Annotated in this window: 16 protein-coding genes and 1 pseudogene; 14 read left to right on the top strand and 3 right to left on the bottom strand. The window is 29.2% G+C overall.

Annotation, left to right across the window (positions count from 1 at the left end; all coding sequences use genetic code 11):
- Positions 1-67 precede the first annotated feature (67 nt).
- Entirely contained in the window at positions 68-1243 is a 1176-nt protein-coding gene (locus tag FGK96_RS04310; RefSeq protein WP_138080574.1) for an IS110 family transposase, read from the bottom strand.
- Between the two features lie 273 nt (positions 1244-1516).
- Here FGK96_RS04310 and FGK96_RS04315 point away from each other — a divergent pair, with 273 nt between their 5' ends.
- Positions 1517-2476, top strand: coding sequence for a single-stranded DNA-binding protein (locus FGK96_RS04315; RefSeq protein WP_138081725.1), 960 nt, complete (start codon positions 1517-1519; stop codon positions 2474-2476).
- Positions 2477-2633: 157 nt separating this feature from the next.
- Positions 2634-3119 carry a hypothetical protein gene (locus FGK96_RS04320; protein ID WP_012679616.1) on the top strand — a complete coding sequence of 162 codons (486 nt, stop codon included), beginning with the start codon at positions 2634-2636 and terminating at the stop codon, positions 3117-3119.
- Between the two features lie 109 nt (positions 3120-3228).
- Here the strand turns inward: FGK96_RS04320 and FGK96_RS04325 are convergent.
- A pseudogene (locus FGK96_RS04325) lies at positions 3229-4604 on the bottom strand (relaxase/mobilization nuclease domain-containing protein).
- A complete protein-coding gene (locus FGK96_RS04330; protein WP_012679614.1) occupies positions 4604-4972 on the bottom strand; it encodes a plasmid mobilization protein in 369 nt (122 codons plus the stop codon). Before FGK96_RS04330 ends, FGK96_RS04325 begins: the two are co-directional and overlap by 1 nt.
- A gap of 533 nt (positions 4973-5505) precedes the next feature.
- On the opposite strand from FGK96_RS04330, the gene FGK96_RS04335 reads away from it, so the two are divergent.
- The 12 genes from FGK96_RS04335 (at position 5506) to FGK96_RS04390 (ending at position 25771) form a co-directional block, all read left to right on the top strand.
- Positions 5506-5886 carry a metal-dependent transcriptional regulator gene (locus tag FGK96_RS04335; RefSeq protein ID WP_091993273.1) on the top strand — a complete coding sequence of 127 codons (381 nt, stop codon included), beginning with the start codon at positions 5506-5508 and terminating at the stop codon, positions 5884-5886.
- Between the two features lie 227 nt (positions 5887-6113).
- A complete protein-coding gene (locus tag FGK96_RS04340) occupies positions 6114-6863 on the top strand; it encodes a thioesterase II family protein (RefSeq protein ID WP_026624789.1) in 750 nt (249 codons plus the stop codon).
- A complete protein-coding gene (locus FGK96_RS04345) occupies positions 6850-7533 on the top strand; it encodes a 4'-phosphopantetheinyl transferase family protein (protein ID WP_138081727.1) in 684 nt (227 codons plus the stop codon). The genes FGK96_RS04340 and FGK96_RS04345 overlap by 14 nt, the downstream gene beginning before the upstream one ends.
- An 8-nt stretch (positions 7534-7541) precedes the next feature.
- The gene (locus FGK96_RS04350) at positions 7542-9125 is read left to right on the top strand and encodes a (2,3-dihydroxybenzoyl)adenylate synthase (protein ID WP_138081729.1); all 1584 of its coding nucleotides are present in this window, start codon (positions 7542-7544) and stop codon (positions 9123-9125) included.
- A 14-nt stretch (positions 9126-9139) separates the two neighbouring features.
- Complete coding sequence (locus tag FGK96_RS04355; RefSeq protein WP_138081731.1) at positions 9140-15322, top strand: non-ribosomal peptide synthetase; 6183 nt, start codon at positions 9140-9142, stop codon at positions 15320-15322.
- 10 nt (positions 15323-15332) lie between these two features.
- Positions 15333-16751, top strand: coding sequence for a condensation domain-containing protein (locus FGK96_RS04360; protein ID WP_117279717.1), 1419 nt, complete (start codon positions 15333-15335; stop codon positions 16749-16751).
- A gap of 17 nt (positions 16752-16768) precedes the next feature.
- The gene (locus FGK96_RS04365) at positions 16769-17785 is read left to right on the top strand and encodes an alpha/beta hydrolase family protein (RefSeq protein WP_026624707.1); all 1017 of its coding nucleotides are present in this window, start codon (positions 16769-16771) and stop codon (positions 17783-17785) included.
- A gap of 4 nt (positions 17786-17789) precedes the next feature.
- The gene (locus tag FGK96_RS04370; RefSeq protein ID WP_026624708.1) at positions 17790-18059 is read left to right on the top strand and encodes an acyl carrier protein; all 270 of its coding nucleotides are present in this window, start codon (positions 17790-17792) and stop codon (positions 18057-18059) included.
- Positions 18059-22981 carry an AMP-binding protein gene (locus tag FGK96_RS04375; RefSeq protein ID WP_138081733.1) on the top strand — a complete coding sequence of 1641 codons (4923 nt, stop codon included), beginning with the start codon at positions 18059-18061 and terminating at the stop codon, positions 22979-22981. The genes FGK96_RS04370 and FGK96_RS04375 overlap by 1 nt, the downstream gene beginning before the upstream one ends.
- Positions 22974-23942 (top strand): hypothetical protein, encoded by a 969-nt coding sequence (locus tag FGK96_RS04380; RefSeq protein WP_026624710.1) that lies wholly within the window; start codon positions 22974-22976, stop codon positions 23940-23942. The genes FGK96_RS04375 and FGK96_RS04380 overlap by 8 nt, the downstream gene beginning before the upstream one ends.
- Positions 23943-23958: 16 nt before the next feature.
- Positions 23959-25044 (top strand): Gfo/Idh/MocA family oxidoreductase, encoded by a 1086-nt coding sequence (locus tag FGK96_RS04385; protein ID WP_081654695.1) that lies wholly within the window; start codon positions 23959-23961, stop codon positions 25042-25044.
- Between the two features lie 16 nt (positions 25045-25060).
- Positions 25061-25771 carry a class I SAM-dependent methyltransferase gene (locus FGK96_RS04390; RefSeq protein WP_026624712.1) on the top strand — a complete coding sequence of 237 codons (711 nt, stop codon included), beginning with the start codon at positions 25061-25063 and terminating at the stop codon, positions 25769-25771.
- Positions 25772-25800: the final 29 nt, after the last annotated feature.

Raw genomic sequence — 25800 nt, forward strand, 5'->3', positions numbered from 1 at the left:
TACACTGACATTATTGCATAGCAAATAAGCCTAATGAATAGGCTTAAAAAATTAATAATACTGACAACTAAATATTTGGAGTATACGGTTTTTGATCTCTTAGGACAGCGAATATAATATTGGTCAATTTCCTTGCAACAGCCCCTATAGCTGTGCCATGAGCTTTGCCTCGTGCTCTCAACCCTTGATAGTATATGGATAAGGCAGGGTCCTTAAAGGCTGCTACAGTGGCGGCAAGCCAAATAGAACGCCTTAAGTAAGGCGAACCTCGCTTGGAAAGTTTTGTATTTGTGGCTGAAAAATCGCCAGATTGTTTTATGCGTGTGTCTAAACCGGCATAGGCAACAAGTTGGTTTGCTCTTTCAAATCTAGAAATATTGCCTATCTCGGATACTATGGACGCACCTAAAACACTACCAATACCCGTTATTGTAGTAATGACTGGACATATATCCTCAAGCAAGCAACTAATCTCAATTTCAATTTCTTTAAGTTGTTCTTCTAGGAATGAAATTTGGCTAATTATTTGCTTGATTTGGAAAGAAAAAGACCTTTTTGCGAACTTAATTCCAAAAGATTCTCTGGCACAGGATTGGATTTCTTCGGCTTTATTTATGCCAAGACGACCCTTGCTACACTCATAAAGTAAGTTGCCAAGCTCCTCAGCAGGAATCGACAGCATGTCTTCTGGTAAAGGATACTTTGACAACAGCTCCTTTGAGGCAACACCATATATATTTGAAAAAAGACTTGAGTACTCAGGGAAAACTTGGTCAAGTATAGCTACAAGCTTTCTTTTCCAATCTGAGCATTCATCAACTAAGGCAAACCTATATCTAGTTAAATTTCTAAGGGCAAATGTATTCTCATCGGAAAAATTAGATATAGAGAACTCTCCAAAACGCATTATTTGAGCAATTATAAATGAATCAACTGAATCATTCTTAGTTTGTCTAACGTACATTTTCCTAAAAGCATCAGACTGAATTGGATTTATAACATAACACGTAAATCCTAGATCAATGATGTATGAGAACAAACTTATCCAATAGTGACCAGTTGCTTCCATTCCAATAATGCAATTATTAGTTGTTACACCAAATTCAGCAATAAAATTATTGAACTTTTCCATCCCTTTTGCAGAGTTAGGAAAGGAAATACTTTTGGATAAGCTCTTTCCAGAAGAATCAATTATTGAAGCTTCGTGGTTTTTCTTAGAAATATCAATACCTATGTAAAACATAAAATCACCTAGCTTTCATATATTTTAGATAGAGAAAGAACCCTCTAAAACTTTACGACAATGCAACCTCGTTAGAGATACAGCAACTTGGTGCTATCCAGCTAATACGCATAAAGACGTAAAGAAGAGGCGTAAGCCTATTTTAGGAAGATATAACTTCAAGGAGGTAGCTACGACCTCTATCTATACTAATATTATCCCACAAAGAATAGGGGATAGAAAAGAAAAAAAGTAGTTTTAACTACAAGTATATTATACGAGGAGGTAAAAAATATGAAATTAGAAAAAGGCGATATTGTAAAAACAGCATTAAGTGAAAACACAACAGTTTTGGATGTGAAAGATAATCAGGCGGTACTGTTTTCAGGTACTCAGTTTGTACTTGCAACAGGGATTAAAGAAAACAAGGAAAGCGGAAAATTTGAATGGGATAATGGGCGATATGCAAATGATTTGAAAAGCATTTCCGATATACAAAACAATAATTTTGAAACGATGAAAGAGACCTTATCTTTTTTAGCAGAGTATAATCATAGCGATTTTGTCAAAGGAATTCGGTCTCTTGAAACAGGAATAGAAAATGAGGATACTCTTGATGCTGCTTATGATAATTATATGAATGATAAAATTATGGGTTTGGTTGATGAAAAATTTTATCATTATATAGATGAAAATGAGATTGAAGCACCTGATTTAGAAAGCGAAATACAGGATAAGAATAGTGTTTTATCCGATGAGGAAAATGTAAAGGAGGACAATAATACTACGAGTGAGAAGTCAAATGAAAATAAGGAAAAAGCAAATACTGTAAATATCAATGGCAATATTGCTTCAGATATAGACATTAAAAATTTGACATCGAAAGATGGTAGAGATTTTACTGTTGCAAGTTTTGCAGTTGCTGAAAATGACAAGGAGGGAAATGTAAAATATACCAACTGTTTAGCCTATAACGATAAGGTAAGTAGTGTAGAAAATTTGAAAAAAGGAGATTTTGTTCATGTATTCGGAAAAGAAAAAATCAGTCAGGGAAAGGACGGAAAGGAATATACATCTCTTAAAGTTTATTCTGCAAAGCTGTTAAAAGCCAAAGAACAGAGCAAAACAAATCAAAATGCAAAGGATGTAAAGAAACCGTCAGCACTTGGCAAGTTAAAAGAGTATAAGGAAAAGGCAGGCGAAAAATCAAAGGAACAGGTCAGTGTCAAAAAAGATAAAAATATAGAGAGATAAAATTATAAAAATAGTGGGTAAATAGCTGATAGGGCTGTTTATCCACTATTTTTCTTTGTTTTTTTATTAGAAATGGAAAAATAAAGGTTTGATAAACTATAACAGGAGCGTTATATTATAAGAAAAAGAAGATTATTTTGATAGAGAGGTGAATGATATGATTGGATTGGTTATTCTTTTTATAGCCTTAATTATACTATATTTGGGAGTCATTCTATTTGCAGGAGCAACATTTGTAAAAATTAGCCTGTTTGCGCTGGATAAACTTGTGGTATTTATAGCAAGCTGGTACTATACCCACCACTACTTTTCAGTGAAATTCTCATCCGGATATGCTATATATTTTTGGGATATTCTGGCAGCAATATTGGTAGTAATAATATATTCTATTCTATTTCAGTTCATACACAAAAAATTTAGAGTGTTAGGGAAAATCTTAAATTTAGCTATTTCATTTTTTAGCTCTATGATTGTATATTGCCTCCTGGTGAATGGATTTATTACAACTGAAAAATCCTATTTTCTGCCACTTTTAAACAACAGCTTTATGAATCAAGTGGTCAATTATATTATAATCGCTATTATTTCTTTGGTTGTGTGGAAAAGAAGAGAGGACTATCTTGTAGAAACACACGACAAATAAGAAAATATTATTGTGAAATATTGTAGAAAATATACTTTTATCAATTTGAGAGCAAGTAAGGAGATTATTCTTACCTGAAATATGGGTAGGGATAATCTCCTTCTTTTTTTTATTTTTCAAGGCTGTTATCAAGGTATAAATCTGTATTTTTCTTTGCTTGTTGCAGCTTGCGAAGCATAGAGTTTTGAGAGGAATATTCTCCCATAAGTGTAGTTTTTTCTTGTTCTAAAAGCATATATTTATCAGATAAATTTTTAATGCTCAATGTTTGAAGCTTTGAATTTTTAAGACTTTTCATAGCTGTTTCATAGGCGATGATCTGTGATTTATATTCTTCATAAAAGGCTTTGTTTTCCTTATCTTTTATATATATATATCATAGGTTAGTTGATTTTCAGAAATCGTATTTTTATTTTCTATTACAGAATAAATGGACTTCATTTCTTTTTCTATTTGCTTTATATGATCCAATAATTGTTGTCTATCTGATGCCACTTTCTTTAATTTTAAATCTAATTCCTCGTAGGAGTTAATACCTGATTTTCTCATTTCATTTAAGGCAGATGCCATAGTTTTCATATTATGTTTACCTGCCCATACTTCATATCCCTTAGATGATTTTACCTTTTCATTGTTTTTCATATCTACAATAGTATCCGGTTTCTTGTAGGAGCGTTTTTCATAATGATATTCCTGATTAACATAAATATTTTGCTTATTTAAATCTTCGATTCGTTCCTTGATTCTCTCTTTTGTATAATCTTCCCCTAAAGTAGATGCTTTCGCTCTGGTAAATCTTCCCTTATCTCTTTTATCTTTATGTCGGAAGGAAAGGTATTTTCCTATTTTGATTTCATAACCGAAATCCTCCATTGTCTTTAGAAATTCCTCGTAAGTTTTGGATTTTAAAACAGCTTTATCAATAGTAAGTTGTAGTTTATTCTTCCAAGAGTTTCCTTTCTTAAATTCGGTATATTCCATATAGGTTTTACCATTTGTAGAGTATCTGTTTTTAAATTTTTTGTAGTTTTCATCAATAACTGACAAGCCATTTTCTCTACATAAATCATCACTGACCGTTCGGATTTGATGATAACTTCTCTTATTACTTTGATATGCCTTTCCTGTTTCAAAGCTGACATTGTTAAACAGAATATGATTGTGTAGATGCCCCTTGTCGATATGTGTTGTAAGGACATATTCATACTTTCCCCTCAAGACTCTCTCACATAGATCCAGTCCGATTTGGTGTGCCTGCTCAGGTGTAGTTTCTCCTGGAGCGAAGGCTTGAATTAGATGCCTTGCCAAGATTTTTGCTTTGGAATTACATTCTTTTTTTGTATGTTCAAATTCAAGATGGGCTGTTTTGGGATTACAGCCAAAAGAGGAGATAAGGATTTTTTCATCGGTTTTATCTTCATTCATAATATAGTTTAATGCTAGATAAAGTGTTTTTTCTATCGGATGAATTTTTGTAACTGCCATTAGATTTCCTCCGTACCACTTGTTCCAAAATTCCCTAATTCATATAGCTTTTTACGAAGAAAGTAGATGTCTTTTCCTTGTTTTTCCAAGAGCTTTTTCAAATCATTGATGTCATCTTTGTAAATTACAGCAGTTGAATTTACCCTTTTTGCAATCTGATTGATGCTACCTGTAATCCTTCCGATATTTGTAGACATCTCCTTAAACACTTTCATATCCAGTACAAAAATATCTTTTTCAAGGATGCACTTCATAATAAACTGTCTTAAACTTTTACAACCGGACAGTTCATATTTTTTATTCAAAATTTCAAGTTCATCATCAGAAAGCATAAGGTATATTCCATTATTTCTTGTTCTGTTTGCCATAGTATAACCTCCAATTCATAGATGTATTAAAAGTTTACAAAAGAAAAAACCTGTAAAATCAAGTACAAACTTGGTATACAGGTTTCATTTTTATATTTCTTTGTCAAGAAATCTCCTGTTAAGAGATAAAATTCTTATTTAAATTTCAAGAGTATTATATCATTTGTTGGAGAAAAATTCAATGAAAGAGAGGTAATATACGGATAAATTTATTGAAAAACTTCAGATAATAATTACAAATAAGATTGATTTCACAGGGGTTTGGGGATTTCCCCAACAAGCTAAAATTGACGAGAATAATCCTATGCAAAAGCAAGGGCTATGTCAATTTTTTCGTAAGTGCATATGCACTTACTGTGCTTGCTCAAAAAGAAAAAAACATATATAATGAATTAGCGAATATATGGTATGAAGTATTCGGAATTTTTATGTTTATGATTGGTTATGATAAAATTTGGTATAAAAAAAGTAGTGTAACAATAATAAGAATGTTGATTTAAAGAATAATTAGAAGGGATAAGTTAGATGAGTTTATGAATAAAATATATCATAAGGAATATGTAGAACAAAATTATTTGGAAAATATTTATACTCTATACTTAGAGCGAGACGAAGTAAGGAATATAGATATAGTAGATAAACTTGGAGTGGCGAGAGCAACTGTAACACATATGTTGAGAAATCTTGAAAAAAAGGGTTACATTAAATATGGTGATGATAAAATTGTTAGATTTACATCAAAGGGAAGAGCTTTAGCAGTTGAGTTATATGAAAAACATATCTATTTGACACAAGTTTTTAAATATATTGGTGTAGATGAGAAGATAGCTGAAATAGAAGCCTGTCAAATTGAACATATAATATCAAAAGATACTTTCAATAAAATTAAAAAATATTTTGAAGACAAGATATAAGATAAAGAACATGCAATTGATTTTTAAAATTGCATGTTCTTTATTTTTGATGGTTATAAAGGATATGTAACTTAGTTTCTTCAAGTCTTTTAAGCATAGAAAATATAACTATAAAACATTGTAAATGTATCGACTTTTTATGTTAGAAGGATTAAACTATTATTGTTAGATACATCTAACAATAATAGTACTAGTAGTATATTAATAATCAGATAGAAGGTGTTTTGATGGGAATGTGGTTTGAATACGTTAATAAAGAGACGGAAAACACTAAAGCTAGTTTGTTTGTGTTTCCGTTTGCAGGTGGTGGAGTATCAGCATTTAGAAAATGGGGAGGACAATTCGAAAATATAAAATTTTTCGTTGCACAATATCCAGGAAGAGAAAACAGGTTTTCTGAAAAAGCAATTAGCAACATAGAAGAACTTGTAAAAGCATTGTTTGAAGACTTAAAAATGACTTTTGATTTTAACTCACCTTATTATTTTTTCGGGCATAGTATGGGAACTAAGATTGCTTATGAGTTGGCTCTGAAAATTAAAGAAAATGGTTTACCAAATCCAAATGGAATTATCATATCAGCTGGGAGAGCACCTTGCTATAAGGAGCCGAACCCGATTTATCATTTAGATGATGCAGGATTTATTGAAGGACTAAGAAGATATGATGGCACTCCAAATGAGATATTAGACAATAAGGATTTGATTGGTATTTTTTTACCAACACTAAGAGCCGATTTTATTGTTGATGAGGACTATCAGGATAAAGAAGGGGAAAAACTGAATAGTAAGATTTTAGGTTTAATGGGTGATATAGATGAAGAAATGGAAGTTGAAGAACTTTTAAAATGGCAGGATTACACGACGAAAGAATTTTCTTATAAATATATTGAAGGTAAGCATATGTTTGTAAATACATCTCCCGAGAGTGTAATAAATGCGATTAAAGAGTTTGTTGATTACAATGAAAATATATAGAATAGAAATTTCAGACAAAAAAGAAATACGAAGTCTAATTGATATAAGTGAGTTACTAATTTTTTTTGACATGGTGTTAGTCGCATCTAACACAAGTAAATTTATGATAAAAGATTTGAAAAAATTTTTGAAAGAGGAAGAACTTGAAAAGCTTGATGCATATAAATCGGAAGTTGCGAAGATAAATTTTGCAGTTTCAAGAAGTCTTCTAAACAAAGCTTTTGAAATGATATTAGATATTCCAATTGAAAATGTAGTTGTTTTGAGAGATAAATATAATAAACCATATATTAAAAATAAAAGCGGAGTGAAATTCAATATTTCACATACGGATGGATTTGTAGTAATTGGTTTTTCAAAGAAAGAGCTTGGAATAGATATTGAAAAAGTGAATGATGGCTTTGCGTTTGAAGATATACTTGAAAATTGCTTTACATCCAGAGAGATTAAGAATATAGGCAGTAATACATCAATGTTTTATAGATATTGGACAGCAAAAGAAGCGTACTTGAAATATGAAGGACATGGTCTTATGAGAAATCCGAAAGAAATAGAAGTTATTTATATGGACGATCGGATAATAAAAATTGAGGATAAGGTAAAAAGTAGCAATAAAGTTTTGGCAGCATTTAGAATTTCATCGAAATATTTTGGAGCAATATGCATATAGGAGGAAGTATGAATATAGAATTAAAAGAAAACTTGGAAAAATTTTATGATGAAGATGTCTGGGAACATATGACCTTAGGAGAGTTTATTACAAACTGTTCGGAGATGTATAAAGACAAAACGGCGATTGTAGATGGAGATACGAGGTTGTCTTATAAAGAACTTGATAAACTTTCAAATAAATATGCTAATGGTTTACTTAAAGCAGGCTTCAAAAAAGGAGATAAGATTGTATTACAGCTTCCCAATTGTTATGAATTTATAGCAATATCCTTTGCGATGTTTAAAACAGGAATTATTCCGATTATGAGTTTGCCTGCACATCGGAAGAATGAATTAAAAGGGATTATCGAAAAATCTGAGGCAGTAGCATATATTGCAAAGGATAGATATTTGGGATTTTCCTATGTGGATATGATTCGTGATATTAAATCCGAATTAAATAAGAAATTAGAAGTTTATATTCTTGGAGATAATCAAGAATATAAAAAATTTTTATCTCTTATTGAGAGTGAATATCCATATGAATATTCGGATGTCGATTATAAGAATATAGGCTTATTGTTATTGTCTGGCGGTACAACTGGAATACCTAAACTGATTCCAAGAAGACATTGCGATTATATCTATGTTGCAAAGAAAACAGGGGACCGATGTAATGTGAATCAGGAAAGTGTATATCTTGCTTCTTTGCCTATAGCCCATAATTTCCCCTTGGGGTGTCCGGGGATAGTGGGTACTTTTGCGAAAGGTGGAAAAGTGGTTTTATGCAATGTGACGAGTCCTGATGAAATTTTGCCTTTAATCGAAGAGGAAAATGTTACGATAACGGGATTTGTTCCTGCAATTGCCAATATTTGTATGGATTATTTAGAGTATGAAGAGTATGATCTTTCCTCTTTGGAGCTTATACAAGTCGGAGGTTCAGTCTTGGAGTCTTGGTTGGCGGAAAAAATTGAAAAAGTTTTTGATGTTAAACTACAACAGATTTTCGGAATCGCTGAAGGGTTGATTTTGACAACAAATAAAGAAGATAATAATAAAATAAGGTGGCAAACACAGGGCAAACCGATTAGTGAGCATGATGAAATACTGATTGTGGATGAGAAAGGGAAAGAAGTAGAGGTTGAAGAATACGGAGAACTTATCGTTAGAGGCCCCTATACTATTTATGGTTATTATAATCTTCCTGAAGTAAATGAAATTTGCATGACAGAAGACTGTTATTTTAGAACAGGAGACAAAGCACGAAAACTAAAGGATGGAAACTATCAAATTGTTGGAAGGATTAAAGAAATTATCAATAGAGCGGGCGAGAAGATAACACCTTCAGAACTAGAAGAAATTTTGCTTACTCATGAACATATAAACTCAGTGCAAGTTGTAGGGATACCTGATTGCTTGCAAGGAGAAGCTATTGCTGTATTTATTTTAAATGGAAATAAGGAGCTTACACTGGAAGAAGTTAGAAAATTCTTGATTTCCAATAATGTAGCGGATTTTAAATTGCCGGATAAAGTTAAATATATTGATGCGTGGCCACTAACAGCCCTAGGGAAAATAGATAGAAATAAATTAAAAGAAACTTTTTAAAGGAGGATTTTGGAATGGAACTTAATACTATAAAGGAAAGAGCTAAAGAATTAGTAAAGGATTGGTTGGCAAGTATATTCGTAGAGAAAGCAGTTTCAGAAAATGAAAATTTAATTGAAAAGGGTTTAAGTTCCATTCAAGTCATGCAACTGTCTGGAAAATTAAAGAAAACGGGGATAAAAATTTCGTTTGCAAAACTTATGGAAGAACCGAATTTATCCAAGTGGTATGAACTTATTGATAAATCCAGATTGAAAAGTGATAAGAATATAGAATCATCAATTATCCAAAGTGATGAAAGCAAGTTTGATTTAACAGATGTCCAGTACTCTTATTTAATCGGAAGAGAAGATGATCAGATTTTAGGTGGTGTGGGTTGCCATGCATATCTTGAAATAGATGGAGAAAATATTGATGAGGATAAGTTAAAAGAGGCTTGGAATAAGCTTCAATACAGACATCCCATGCTTAGAGCAAAATTTACGAAAGACGGGCATCAGGAAATATTACACAAACCGTACAGTGAAGAAATAGAAGTTTTTGATTTATCTGATCTTGATGAAGAAACGCTACATCTAAAATTAGTAGAAATTAGAGAACAAAAATCCCATAGGAAATTAAATGTAAATCAAGGTCAAGTTGCAGGAGTAGCACTGGCAAAATTTTCAGATGAGAAGTCAAGGATATTTTTTGACGTAGATTTGCTTGTATCCGATGTAATGAGCATGAGTATTATGATTAAAGAATTAGCTGAACTTTACTCGGGAGTAGAACTTGATAATTTGAATGAGTATACGTTTAAGGATTATATGCAAAATAGAATCGGCGAATCAATCAATGATGCGGATAAGGAGTTTTGGCAACAAAAAATAAATTCCTTTGAAATAGAAAGACCGAATTTACCATTAAGAAAACAGCCGGAACAAATTAAAGAAACGAAGTTTACAAGAAGAAAGAGAATTATAAAAAAAGATGAATGGGAAACTATAAAAGATATAGCAGCATCGTATCAAAGCACACCATCTATGGTTCTTCTAACTGTTTATTCTCTTGTTCTTGAAAGATGGTGTAATCAGGATAAATTTTTTATAAATATACCGCTATTTAATAGAGATTTAGAAAATGAAAATCTAAAAGAAATGATTGCTGATTTTACAAATATTTTATTGGTAGAGCATGAAGCTGTAGATGATGCAAGATTTTTGGATACTTTAAAAAGAACAAATAAGACATTCTTGGAAAATGTATCTCATAGTGCGTATAGCGGAGTTCAGGTTCAAAGAGATATATCAAAAGATCAAGGTACAAGTGTAAATATAGCACCTGTGGTTTTTGCGTGCAATATAGATTATCCATTGGAAACTAAAATTTCAAGAAAAAATTTAGGGAAAGTATCTTATATGATTTCTCAAACACCTGGAGTTTGGCTTGATTTTCAAACATATATTGTAGACGGTAATTTAATTCTTTGTTGGGATAGTGTGGATGAACTTTTTCCGACAGGAATGTTAGAAGACATGATGGATTCTTTATATGAATTGATTATATCTTTAACGCAGAAGGAAGAATGGGAAAAGAAAGTAGACGTTTTGCCTGAAAAGCAAAAATCTATTAGAAAGCAGGATGTCGAGGGAATTTTACCACTTCAATATCCAAATGAAATATTATATGACGGATTTCTCAGAAATGTAAAACTCAATCCGGATAGAGTTGCTATTATAGATTCTGAAACGAAGGAACAGATAACATATCATAAACTTTATGAAATTTCATTAAAAGTTGCGGATTATTTAGGTAAAAATGGTGTTAAAAAGGGAGATTATGTAGGAGTAACACTTCCAAGAGGTAGTAGACAACTCTATGCTATTTTCGGAATTTTATTTACTGGTGCAGCATATGTATCAATTGGAATTACTCAACCGAATGACAGAAGAACTAAAATTTATGATCAAATCGGAATAAAGCATATTGTAAGTAATGAAAAGACAATAATAGATTGTGGCTTAGATAAAAATAAAGTTAAAATTATTGATTTGGCTGTGGCTGTGGCAAACGAATCTAAATTAGAACAGCCTGTTGAGATCAGCCCTTATGACAGTGCATATATTATTATGACATCTGGAACAACAGGTGTCCCTAAAGGTGTTGAGATTATGCATACAAGTGCTGTTAATACTTGTATTGATTTAAATGAAAAATATAATGTAAATTCTGAAGATACAATACTAATGGTATCTGCGATAGACTTTGATTTATCTGTTTATGATATCTTTGGAATACTTCGTGCTGGTGGGACAGTAGTTACAACTAATGAGGAAAATTATAGGGATCCTGATGAATGGTTAAAATTAGTCGATGAATATAAGGTTACAATATGGGATTCTGTGCCGATTTTATTTGATATGGTTGTTACTATGGCTGAGGGTAAAAATAGAAAATTACCTTTTAGAATTGTTATGCTTTCGGGAGATTGGATTGCTATAAATTTACCAGAAAGATTCTATAATATTAGTGAAAATATAAATTCTATTGTTGTCGCTATGGGTGGAGCCACAGAAGCATCTATTTGGTCAAACTATTTAAATGTGCCAAGAGAAATACCGAAAGATTGGATTTCCATTCCTTATGGTAGACCATTAAAAAATCAAGTGTATAGAGTTGTGGATGAGTTTTGTAGAATTTGTCCTAATTATGTTAAAGGCGAACTTCTTATCGGTGGAGTGGGTGTTGCTAAATGCTATCATGGTGACGAAGAATTAACGAATAAGAAGTATTTTGAGAAAGATAGGATAAGGTGGTATAGAACTGGGGATAATGGAAGAACCTGGAATGATAGAACTATTGAATTTTTAGGTAGGAAAGATAGTCAGACTAAAATTAAAGGGCATAGGATAGAGCTTGGTGAAATTGAAGAGGCAATAAGAAAATTTCCTAATGTAGATAATACTGTTGTTGATTATATTTCTGATAATAGTTTTAATAAAAGGTTGATTTCTTTTGTGAAACTAAAAGAAGACATCATTAACGATGATTACATTGGCATTGTGCAGGAATATAAGAATTTAGGAACTGATTTGAAAAAAGTAGTAGACATAGGAAAATTATCTATGAATTATGATGATTTTATTTATAGTCTTAATAGAATGTGTTTAAGATTTATAATTAATTGTTTTAAAGATATTGGGATAGATTTTTCATCTAATACTAATTTAGAAAAAGAAATACAGAATACATTATTTATATCTACTAAAGGTAAAAAAATTATTTCTAGTTGGATAGATATTTTGGAGAAATTTAATGTTTTAAAACTAGATGAAGATGGATACAGATGTAATAATTATGAAAATATATTTGTAAAAATAGAAAATGAACAATTAGAAAAAATAAATTCCTACTTTTTAAAAATGGTTCCTGATATCAAATATGTATTATCTGACGAAAAAAACCCATTGGAAGTTTTGCACTCAAGAAATTTTAGATTTTATGATATATTAAAAAATTTTGTTGGATATGATGAACTAAAGAAAAATATTTTACAAATAATAAAGCAGGTTAAGAAACAGTTTAAAGGAAGGCAGATTAGATTATTAGAATTAGGTACAAGAGATATAGAAATTACTTCCGATATAGTTAATGAGCTAGAGGGTAGTATAGCAAAATATGTATATGTAGATAATTCTGAGTTTTATAGAAATGACTTTAAAGAATTATTAGAAAAAGATTTTTTTGAATATGAAGTAGTAAAAGAAGAGATTGTTAAAAAATTTAGTGATAACAGTTTTGATATTGTTATTTCTATTAATTCACTTCATCGAAATAATCTTTTGAATTTTGGATTTGATATATCGAAAGTACTTACCTCTAGAGGTCTATTATTAATCACAGAGATTAAAAATACAAGCATATTTCAAGAAACTATCCTAGGAATGATTGATTTAACAAAGAATTACAATGATTCGAATGAAAAAATTGAACCTATTGTTACTATGGAACAGGTAACTGATATTTTAAATGATTTTAATTATGACATTATGTATTCGACAGAAAGAAACAATTTTGAATTTAGTGGAAACATGGTGATAGTTGCGCTAAATCAAAATAAGCAAATACTGAAAAAAGACCAGTTGAACGAATTTTTAAAGGAATTAATACCATCGTATATGATTCCAGATATATACTATACGATACAGGAATTTCCATTAAATAAAAATGGGAAAATAGATAGGAAAAAATTAAGAAATTTAAGTCGAAATTGTTCCAAAAGTAAAAAAAGTCTACAAGAACAAAACGAGGAATATAGTGATGTAGAAAGAAATTTATGTGAGATATGGTCAAATGTTTTATCTTATAGAAATGTTTTTAAGAAAGATAATTATTTTAATATAGGTGGAGATTCTCTAACTGCGACTGAGATAGCAGGAAAGATTAGTAGTTTGTATAATGTTAAGATTTCCGTAAAAGATATTTTTGAGAATCCGACAATAGAAAAATTATCTAATGTAGTAGAGAATAGGAAAAAACAGCATATTTATAGTGAAGGAATGAAAAATCAGATTATAGTGGATATAGATAATAGATATAAGCCTTTTCCACTGACTGATATACAGTTTGCCTATTGGATGGGAAAGAATGGGGGACATAATTTAAGTGATATATCTACTAATTGTTATTTTGAAGTAGAGTTGAAAAGTATAGAAATAGGAAAATTAGAAAAATCATTTAATGAATTAATAAAAAAACATGACATGATGAAGGCTATAATATTGAATGAAGGACAGCAACAAATACTGTCTAATGTTCCATACTATAAAATTCAAGTTTTCGATTTAAGTGATATTGAAGAAGATCGAATTTTGGATAAAATCAATACAATCAGAAATGAAATATATAATAAAATAATACAGTATGATAAATGGCCTTTATTTGAAGTTAGGGTAACTAAGCTAAAAAAAGATATTGTCAAACTACATGTTAGGTTTGAAAACATAATATTTGATGGCTGGAGTATGTTTTATGTGCTAAAGCAATGGCAAATGTTGTATGATGGAAAGTTAATTCCGGATACTGATATAAGCTATAGAGATTATGTTTTAGCCTTAGAAAAGCTAAAACATACAAAAAAATATATAGAGGATAAGGATTATTGGGAAGATAGAATCGAAAGTTTTCCAGAATATCCTAAACTGCCGTTAATGAATTATGAAGGCAATGTTAAAAAAGTAAGGTTTGTAAGAAAAGATTTTTGCTTATCTGAAAATAAATGGAATATTTTTAAGGAGATCTGTAAAAAATATGAAGTTACAACTGGTGCTGCACTTATTACTGCATATAGTGAAACACTTAAGAAATGGTCAAATAACAAACATTTTGCATTAAATATTACGAGATTTGATAGAGAGCAACTTCATAATGATATAAACGGTGTGATAGGTGATTTTACCACTTTAAACTTATTGGAAATCAAAGAAAAATGTGGAGAAAGTTTATATTCTAAAATAACTGATGTTCAGAATCAGTTACTAGATGATATCTCTCATTCACTATATAGTTCAATTGAATTTGAAAGAAAAATAAGGAAAAAAACCAATAATTATATCGAATCAGTAATGCCGATTGTATTCACTAGTGGAATTGGTATAGATGACAGTAGAGAAGAGAAGTGGATTGATAACCTAAGTTATAGTATTTCTCAATCATCTCAGGTTTGGTTAGATCATCAAGTGTTTGTTTTAAAAGGAGGATTATATTTATCTTGGGATTATATAGAAGAATTATTTGAAGAAAATACTATTTTAAAAATGTTTGATGATTATAAAAATATTATTGACTTAATGATTCAAAACGATAATTGGGATAATCTTTATGTCGATACTTTTGATTCAGATGAAGTTGAGATAGAAGTAATATCTTCGAATAAAAATGTAAAGAAGACCTTATATGAAAATGTGGATATTGTAGAAAAAAGCAAATTTCATGACATAGAATATAAGGTAATAAAATTATTTGAAAAAGTTTTATCAACAGAATGCATTAGTAATAATAGTAACTTTTTTATTGAAGGAGGAGATTCTCTTAAAGTTGTTAGATTAGTTAGACTATTAAATGAAAAATTTGATATTCAACTTAATATCAAAACTATTTTTGAGAAATCCACTCCTAGTGAGCTTGCTGAATTTATTTTTTCTATAAGGAAATAGGAGGTTGACATTGATATCAGATGTAAGTGTCTTAAAATATATAATTTATTTAAGAGAAAATAATATTAGATTATATCTAGATGATAAAAAAATAAAATATAAAGCTATGGATGGAACAAGCAATGAATTTATTTCTGAGTTTAGAGAATATATAGGGAAAAATAAAAACCAGTTTATAAAAGTATTAAAAAATATTAATGATGGGATAGAGTTAAGTTCTATTCAAAAATCATATATTTTGGGGATGGATACAGATTGTGAATTGGGTGGAACTAATTGTGCTTATTATATAGAATACAGCATAAACAATATAGACACAGTAAGACTTGAGAAAATAATAAATGAATTGATTTTTGAAAATGAAGGGTTAAGATGTTTTTTTGTTGATATTAATAAGTATGTAATTTTTGATACATTCGATAAGTATAAAATAAAAAAACTTGATAACAATCTTGATTACACTGAAATTAGAAATCTAATTTTTAATAAGAAGTATTCGTATTATGATTGGCCACTTTTTGATTTTTATGTACATAAAGATTCAAATATCGATGATAGATTGTATTTTATATTCAACTGTATAGTATTAGATGCTTGGAGTGCCAGCAATCTAATCAAGAAAATATTTGATAGATATTTTTTTGATATATACAAAAAGAGTGTAAGCACTGACTACAGTATCTATAAAAGAAAAGAAAGTTTATATTTAGATAATTTGGAAACGGAAGAATATCATAAGTATCTTTCGGATGGAATGAAAAAATATAGTATCCCAGAATTGAAATATAAAAGAGATTTTTCGGAAATAAAAAAAGTAACCTTTAAAAGAGTTGATTATGAATTTACTGTAAATGAAACTAAAGAAATATTTAGTAAACTTAAACTATTAGGATACACACCGACTATGTATATTGCGGCTTGCTACGCTAGATTTTTAGCTGAAGTTAGTGGTAAAGAAAGTTCTTCAATAATATTAACTATGAATGGAAGAAAAAATATTATTGAAAATGAAAATGATATAATTGGTGAATTTTCTAATATAGCAGTTTTGAATTATAAAAAAAGTGGAAATTTTTGTGATGATTTAAAAAATATTAGAAATTCTATTTTAGAAATATTAGAATTTATTGAACATGATGGAATGGAGTCATTTAAGTATATAAAACAAAATAAGCTAGGGCAAATAGTATCTCCTTTTGTTTTGACTAGTGTAATAGAAGAAGATACTACTATGGAGGGATTTGTTACAGAAAATTATTCTATTAGTAAAACACCTCAAGTGATAATAGATCATCATATTAGATTAATAAGAAATTCTATGGTTATTTCTTGGGATTATGTAGAAGAGCTATTTGAAAAAGAGTATATTGAAACGCTTTTCAATAACTATATAAAATTGTTACACAATATGAAATTAAATATTTTATAGAAGAAGGAGATAATGTGATGAAAAATACTTGTGTCGAAAAAATTGTTATAAATGGAGCTGAAAAAAATATAACAGGTCAATTTGAATATGATATTAAACATAAAAACATTAAAAAAAATATAGTCTTATTCATTCATGGCTCTGGAGAAAGTGACAAAGATGGAACAGTTTATTTTTCCAACAGGATTGTTTCTAAAAATTTCAAAATAATATCGGATGAGCTTTTAAGAAATGGTGTAAGCACATTTAGGTTTAATAAGAATTATGGTTATCAAATTGATAAAATAGTACAGGACGCTATTTGTGTAACGAAGTATTTAAAAAATAGGAATGATGTAGGTAAGATTTATATCTATGGTTGGAGTGAAGGAGTTAGAGTAATAGCTAATATTATTAAAGAGGTAGATGGGATAGATGGATTAATATTGCAATCAGGTGTTGCTAAAGGTTGGAATTCTTACTTCAAATATATATTAGAAGAGTTAGTTACTATGGAGTTAGAAAAAATAGATAGAGATAATGACGGCTTAGTGAATGTTTCTGATTTTGAAAGATACGAATTAAATTCTTCTTCTGTTTCTTTTGCATTTAATACAATGCTACTAAGGAAAGCGAGTGATGGAATATTAAAGTTTAACGATAGAATTGATACAAATTCAGATGGTGTAATAAACATAAAAAAAGATTGGGGGAACGTTGCAAAACAAATAGGAGATAATTCGTTAAACATTGCAAATTATGTGGAAAATTTTTTTCTCGATTCATGGAATGGAGATTTAGATATTTTTAGCAAGTTTGGTAAACCGGTATTTATATTACATGGAATTAATGATGGATGGATTAATCCTGTGGAGAGCGTGGAGTTTGCAAAGAAAATAAATAAAAATATAGATATAAAGCTATTCCCAGGATTGGGTCATTCTTTACAAAAAGTAAAGTCTCCACTTGAAGATATCGGTGGAGAAATTGACACTGAAGCTATTGAGAGTATATTGAAGTGGGTTATGTTGCAGATGAGAAAGGATATAGGTTAATTTTATGAAAAGTAAGAAAGATATAAAGGTGGAAAAAATTTGTGATATTTGGTGCGAAATTTTAAATGAAAATATCAATAAAGATGATAACTTATTAGAAAGAGGTTTAGATAGTCTTAATGCAACAAAGTTTATCTCAATATTGAATCAAAGGTATGCCATAAATATAAAACTTAAATCTGTGTTTTTATTTGTTACACCAATAGACTTTGTAGAAAAATGTTTAGACAAGATAGAATTAAATGACGATGATATTTTTGAAGGGGAAATCTAATGAAAATGGTTATAGATGATAATAGTACAAATATTAAGATGCATGATCTTACACCGATGCAGCATTCCTATTATATAGGCTCTCAAAATGACATAAAATGGGGAGGTGTAGATTGCCAAGGTTATTTAGAAATAGCTTTAGAAGACTGCGATACTGATAAATTTTTAAACTCATGGGAAATTTTAGTGAGTAGACATGAGATGTTGAGAGCAAGCATTTTTAATGGTAGGTGTATAATAAATGGGTGTGATTATGTTGATAACATAGAGGTGATTGATCTTTCTGATTCTACAGACCATGATATTAAGAATAGACTTTCTATGATACGTGAAGAACTCAAAAATACAGATTATAAAGTTTTTAATAAATCTTTCAAAGGAATTCTAGTAAAAACAAAAAAATGCAGTGCATTGCATTTATCTATAAATTTATTATTTGTAGATTTTGGGAGTGTACAAATTTTATTTAAAGAGCTAAAAGCTTTATTATCCGGTGAATTATTGGATGAAAAACAAGGAGATTTCTTTGATTATCTAGATTTAGTTGGTAAGTATAGTGATAATAGAATATCAGAAGATAAAAAATATTGGAATGATAGAATAAATAATTTTCCATCATACCCTAAACTACCTAGGAGTGGAAGGTTATCTCCAAAAACAAGCATAGGAAATGAGTTCAAACGTTATACTTTTTATCTAAATAGTTCTTGCTTAGAATCATTAAAAAGAAAGTCTATTAAATATGGTTTAACGCTTTCCTCTGTTATTCTTTCCGCATATTCGTATGTTATTAGTTTATGGAGTGAGAACAAAAAATTTTTATTAAACATACCGATACAAAATAGATTACCGGTACTAGATAGTAAAAATATTGTAGGAGAATTTACAGATGTCAATATACTTGAAGTAGATTTTGAACAAACAAAAAGCTTTTTGCAGTATTCTAGGTCTATTTTTGAACAGTTAATGGATGATTTAGATCATAGGAACTATTCTGGCATCGATGTTATTAGTGATTTAAAAAAATTAACTAATAATACAGATTTTATATCCCCCTTTGTGTTTACGGGTGTTTTGCAGAACGATAGTAGAAGTCTGCATATTAAGTATGGAATAACAAAGACTCCTCAAGTATGGGTAGATTGTCAAATAGTCGAAGATGTTAGTGGATTGAATCCCGATAGAGCATTATCTATTAATTGGGATGTAAGGGAAGGGATTTTTGATGACAATCTGATTGATATTATGTTTTTGCGTTTTGAAAGATTTCTTACAGAAGCTGCTGGAGATTCGTTTTCGTGGGAAAATAATTTGGAAAAAAATATAATTTCGCTTGAAAAATTTTATAATAACCACAAAGATATTTCTATCAAAGGACGTATACAAGATAGATTTATTGAACAAGCAATAAAACACCCAGACAGAATAGCTGTAGTATACAGAGGTAAAGAGTATACATATCAAAAACTTTATTATGATGCCCTGAAAGTATCGGATTATATTATTAATAATTGTGTAAGTGATGAAGTTCCATATATAGGGCTTAAAATAGATAAAAATTATAATCAAATAGTTGGTATTTTAGGAATATTAATGAGTGGTTTTTCCTATTTACCAATTGATATTAGCCAGCCATATGAAAGACAACTAAAAATATTAAATAAAGCTAAAGTGAATTTTGTATTGGATGAAGATAGAATTAATGAAGTATTAAAAAAATATAGTTCATTTGATATTGTTGAAAATAAATATATGTCAGATATTGCGTATGTGATTTTTACTTCTGGAACAACAGGAACTCCTAAAGGTGTTGTAATGACACATAATGCTGTATTAAATACACTTGATGCCATAAATAATTTAATCAAACTTACCTCAAATGATAGAATATTGGCTATTTCAGAAGCCTCGTTTGATTTATCTGTTTTTAATATTTTTTCATTGTTAGGGGTCGGTGGTATGATTGTTATTCCAGATTCTGATAGAAAAAATGATCCATCTCATTGGAATGAATTAATAAAAAGATATGAAATTACATTGTGGAATTCGGTACCTGCACAGGCAGAGTTATTGGAGCATTTTTGTAGAGAAAGAGATGTTTTTCCTTCCCTAAGATTTAGTCTTTTATCTGGAGATGTTATTAAAGTAAAATTACCTGAAAAATTAATTAAAATTTTTCCTAATAGTAAGATCTTCAGTTTAGGAGGAGCAACAGAGGGAGGGATATGGTCTATCTATCATGAAATAAATCCTAAGGTTAGAGAATTACCTTCAATATTATATGGGAAACCTTTATATGGGCAATCTGTGGTTATTATTGATAAACATTTAAATGAGTGTGAGATATATTCTGTTGGTCAAATAGCAATTGCAGGATACTCTCTAGCAGAAGGTTATTTGAATGATGAAACTATAACAAAGGAAAAATTTATTTACGATAGTGAGCGAAACTGGCGTTATTATTTAACTGGTGATTTAGGGAGATATCAAAAAAATGGCGAAATTGAATTTATAGGTCGCATGGATAATCAAATAAAAATAAATGGATATAGGATAGAAATATCTGAAATAGAAAGTGAACTTTTAAAGTCTAATACAGTGGAAAATTGCTTTGTTTTAAAGATAGATAATAAAATTATAGCTTTTATTATAGAAAAGAATTCAATAAAAAAGTATTTGGATGCATATAAAATAAATTATGACGATAAAAACATTAATTTGGAATATTTCAATAGATGCTTAGCTGATGCAATATTAAAATCAGTATATGACAATTTGAAGAATCATGAAATTTTTTCAGTTAAATTGGAAAAATATTGGTCAATAGTAAACAAAACTGGTGTAACTAAAGAAAATCAGCCAATATTAGATAGGATGTTGCTATATTTAGAGAAACATGATTATATAAAAAAAATAGAAGATGCCTTTGTAGATAGGAATAAGATTGTGAGTAATGATTTATGGAATCAGTTATGTAAAGACTATAGTATTGTTGCTCCAAAATCTGTTACTAACTATATCAAAAAACATGCAGAAAATTTCTGTGAGTTGTTGTCAGGAAAAATGAATCCACTAGTGAATTTATTTCCAGGTGGAAATATAGATATTGCTGAAACTCTTTATAAACAGACTATTATCTCTAAATATATTAACAATATAATATCAGATGTAGTTTATTTGCATTTGAAAGATACTAGCTGTGCAAATATATTAGAGGTAGGCGGAGGTATAGGAGCCACAACTGACTTCATACTTAGTAAATTTGCAGAAAATGAATATACACACTATAAATATCTATTTACAGATGTTTCGGCATTTTTTTTGAATAACATAAAACAAAAATATCCATATATAAATACTGGAATTTTTGATTTAAATAATGCAGATGATAAGATAAACAGCAATAAATTTGATGTTATAGTTGCAGTTGGAGTATTGAATAATGTCGTTAATATTGACAATTCACTTTCTATTTTAAATGAGATGCTGTCGGATAGTGGTATTATTATAATTGCAGATCCAGTAGGTGAACATATAGAAATAGATATTTCACAGGCATTTATGATGCCAAATCATACTGACAAAAGAGCAAAAAGTGGTAATATTTTTTTCTCAGAAGAGGAATGGGAAGAAAGTATTAAATCTTGTAATTTAGATTTAATATTATCTATTCCAGACAAAAATTCAAATAATTTTTATTCAAATTTTGGACAAAAAATATTTGTTATGAGAAAAAATGATAATAGAAAACAGACTTATAAAGAGTTTTTAGCAGATAAGTTGCCTCAGTATATGATTCCAAGTGAATTTATATATGTAGATATGTTACCTTTAACACAAAATGGAAAAATTGATAGAAAAAGATTAATAGATATCTATATGAAAACACAAGATTCATCCTTTAAACATGGTTTTGGAAATGAGAATAAGTCTAATGATGCAGAAAGAAAATCTAAAGGAAATCATATGTTTAAATCACTATTAAAAATATATATGGAGATAGGAGAAGTAGATAGCTTAACAGAGAAGGATAATTTAAGAGATATTGGATTTGATTCGTTGTTATTGTCGCAGGCAGCTGGAAAGATAATTAATTTGTATGGAGATACTTATGATATTAAGTTTGATGAATTATTAAAAATATCTTTATCTGAATGTAATTTACAAGATATATACAATTATATATTGGATAAAAAAATAAAATCACATAATACAAGTGATAGCTTTTCGAGTGCAATAGTAAAAATATATAAAGATGTTGGAGCTATAGAGAGTTTGAACTTAGATGATGATTTAAGAAAATTAGGGTTTGATTCATTGATGTTATCTCAAGCAGCTGGAAAGATTATGGAATTATATGCTGAAGAATATGATATTAAATTTGATGAATTGTTAAGGGTATCCTTATCAGATGGAACAATTGATAAAATTATCCTGTATATTAAAAATGCAAAAAGAGGAAAAAATTTTAATCAGAATAATACTGAAGAAAATTATAATAATGAAAACTTCAAAACAAGTGGAGTTGTTATTTTTGGAGATATAAATTGTGAGTCATATTTTGAGATAGTAGAAAAATTGAAATTAACAAAATTTGATTTTAAAAAAGTAAAAACATTCAAACATCTAGTTGAATTAGATGACTGCAAAGAGAAAGTTATATTGACTTTTGATAATGAGTTCAATAAAATATTAAACTTTGCGAGTCAAAAAATTATAGATGGGAAGGCTTTCAAAAAAATTGTAGCTATATCTCCTAATTTAGATAATATATATGAGCCATATTTAGGGAGGATGGTTATCTATCATAAAAAAAGGATAGAATTTATAGATAGAAATCCTAACTTTATTGACTGCGATTATAAATTCTATGACAATACAGAACAATTGTTGAATTTAATAATGGAGGAAATTGATGAATGATAAAGTAATAGGGATTTTAGGTTCAAGTGGCAGAATTGGAAGCATTTTAATTCAGATATTACAAGAAAAAGGATATACTGTAAAATGTGGATATAATGAGAACTCGAATGTTAAAAATGAAAAAGGTCATTTTTTTGATGTTAGAGATGAAGAAAAAATAGATTTGTTTTGTAGAGATATTTCAATACTGGTAGGAACAGCAGGACCATCATCAGAATTAAGTGAATTTATGTATTATGCTGCATTAAGGAAAAATATATATTATATTGATCCAAGTGGAGGTAAGTTGCTTCATTTTAAAGATAAATCTGCTGCCAAAGTGATATTAAACACGGGATTTATTCCAGGATTACTTGGAGTGCTTTTAATGAATTTCATTGAAAAAATGAGTGAAATTCCTGATAAAATTGAAATAATTCATGGTGGAGAATACAATTTCTCTAATAGTTCAAAAAAAGATTTCATAAATGCGAAAAGCGAAAATTTTGACGGATATTTCATGAAGAATGTAAAAGGAGGTGAATTAAAGTATTCAGACCAACTGTATCCAAATTATATACCATCGGAATTAAAGGATTGCAAAATATTTCCATATATAATTAATGAAGTCGAATATATCGGAAAAAAATATAAAATAAAGGATATATGCTCCTATACAGCTTTGGGAGAGAATAGTTATAAAGATATTAATTTTAGGGATTCAGAATATGTTAATAAGGAATATTTTGAAAATGTTTCAATTTATATAAATTGTATATTAGACTGCTGTAGTAGAGGGGCTATTTTTTCTACTCCAAATCCTGATTATATAACAGCATATATAATATATACTGCAATAGAAGAGATTTTAGAAAGGGATTTACAAGTGGTCGGTATAAATAGATATTGTGATTTATTTTATAATAAAGGTATTTTTGACCTGTTGAATAAATTACCTATTGTTTCAAAACAAATAAATTAAATATAGAAGAGGTTTTATGATGAGAAAAACGAGTGTTTTAGTTTGTGGTTCTGGGTTTGGTAAGATATATCTTAATGCAATAAGTAAAATGGAGGATTTCTATATATCTGGAATTTTAGGTAGTGGTAGTAAACGTACTAAAATGTTGGCGGATGAATTAGAAGTACCGTATTTTGAAGATGCTAATGATGATAGAATTATAGCCGATTTAGCTTGTGTTATAATTCCAAATTCTGGTGCTGGTGGTCGTGGTTTTGAAGTTGCTAAAAGTTTGTTAAAAAGAGGTATTTCAGTTTTATTAGAACATCCAGCTCATGAAAGAGAAATATTGGAATGCCTTAAAGTGTCAAAAGATACTGGATTTATGATTAATCCATTCTATAGATACACTGAACCATTTTTGGATTTTTTAGATATACTTAATGACTTAAAAAAGCAAAGTAATATTGTTAATATGTCACTAGAGTGTTCAATTAATGTTTTGTATGATGGTATTGATATGTTGAGTTGCTGTTTAAATTCAATATCATCTTGGAAATTAGGTGATGTGAGTGATTTATGTAATTTAGATACTAAAGATAAAATATGTGATACTGTTTTAGTGTCAGAAATAGGAAACACCCCAGTTACATTTAAAATTAATAGAAATGTAGATAAATATGATGCAGATCATCCAATGCATTTATATCATAGAATAGAGGCTACGTTTAGTAATGGAAGATTATGTTTGATAAATACTAATGGACCTATTATATGGTTGCCTTTTATAGAATTACCAAGAGATTCAAATAATTTATTAAGTTTTGATAGTAACAATGAAGCTTTAAAGATACCTACAGCAACTGTAATAGGAAGTAGTGTTGCTCCAAGTATTCTTAATACATTTGAAGAGATATGGATTAACGCTGTTAAAAGAGCGATAGTTGAACTAAATAATCAGGATAGAGATAGCAAATTGTCAAATGTTCAATCACAAATTTTCGTATCAAGATTGTGGTCAGACATATGCAAGAAGATTGGATACACAAATCAAGTGGAGTATCATAAAGTTGGAGATACAAAAAAAATACATGAAAATATAATGAAAAAATATCAAAAATAAAGGAGGGATATGTGATTTGTATGGGGCAGAAGTCGAATTTTACGATATCACAAGTAGAAATTCGTGGAAACAAGATAAAAAAATTATTGATGAAATTATGCCTTTGGTTAGGAAAAAAGGAATAGTATTTGACATTGGTGCAGGAACCGGTAATTTATCAATATATATATCTGAAATGTTTGATTGTGAAAAGATATATGCTATAGAAAAATCTCCAGAAATGAGAATTGCATTAATGTCCAAATTGCAAAATGTTATTGCTAAAAAAAATAATATAACGGTGATTGATACTAATATATTTGAAATTGAATTTACTAAAGATATATCTGCTGTTTTTTTGATGGGGGTAGTAGGACATTTTAATATGCATGAAAGAGAATTTCTATGGCAAAATTTAGGTGAAAAATTAGAAAAGGATACCCCTATACTTATAAGTAATTTAAGTAGAGAGTATTTTTATATAAAGAACGGAACTGTATTGGAGAATGTTAGAGTAGGAGACTATGAATGTGAATTGATAATGAAAGAAAAAAAATACATGGGAAAAAATAAGTTTCAATGGAAGTTTTTGATTAATATTAGTAGAGATAAAGTTTCGCAAAGACAGATGGTATATACATTGGAATGGGAAAATATAGATAATGAATGTATTATTAATGAATTATATAAATTCGGAATTAAAGGGATTCAGATATCAAACAATTATATTTTAGCATATAAGAATTAAATTATTTGTGTTAAAAGCGTAGTACTTAC

The sequence above is a fragment of the Streptococcus porcinus genome (assembly GCF_901542335.1).
Lineage (GTDB): Bacteria > Bacillota > Bacilli > Lactobacillales > Streptococcaceae > Streptococcus > Streptococcus porcinus_A.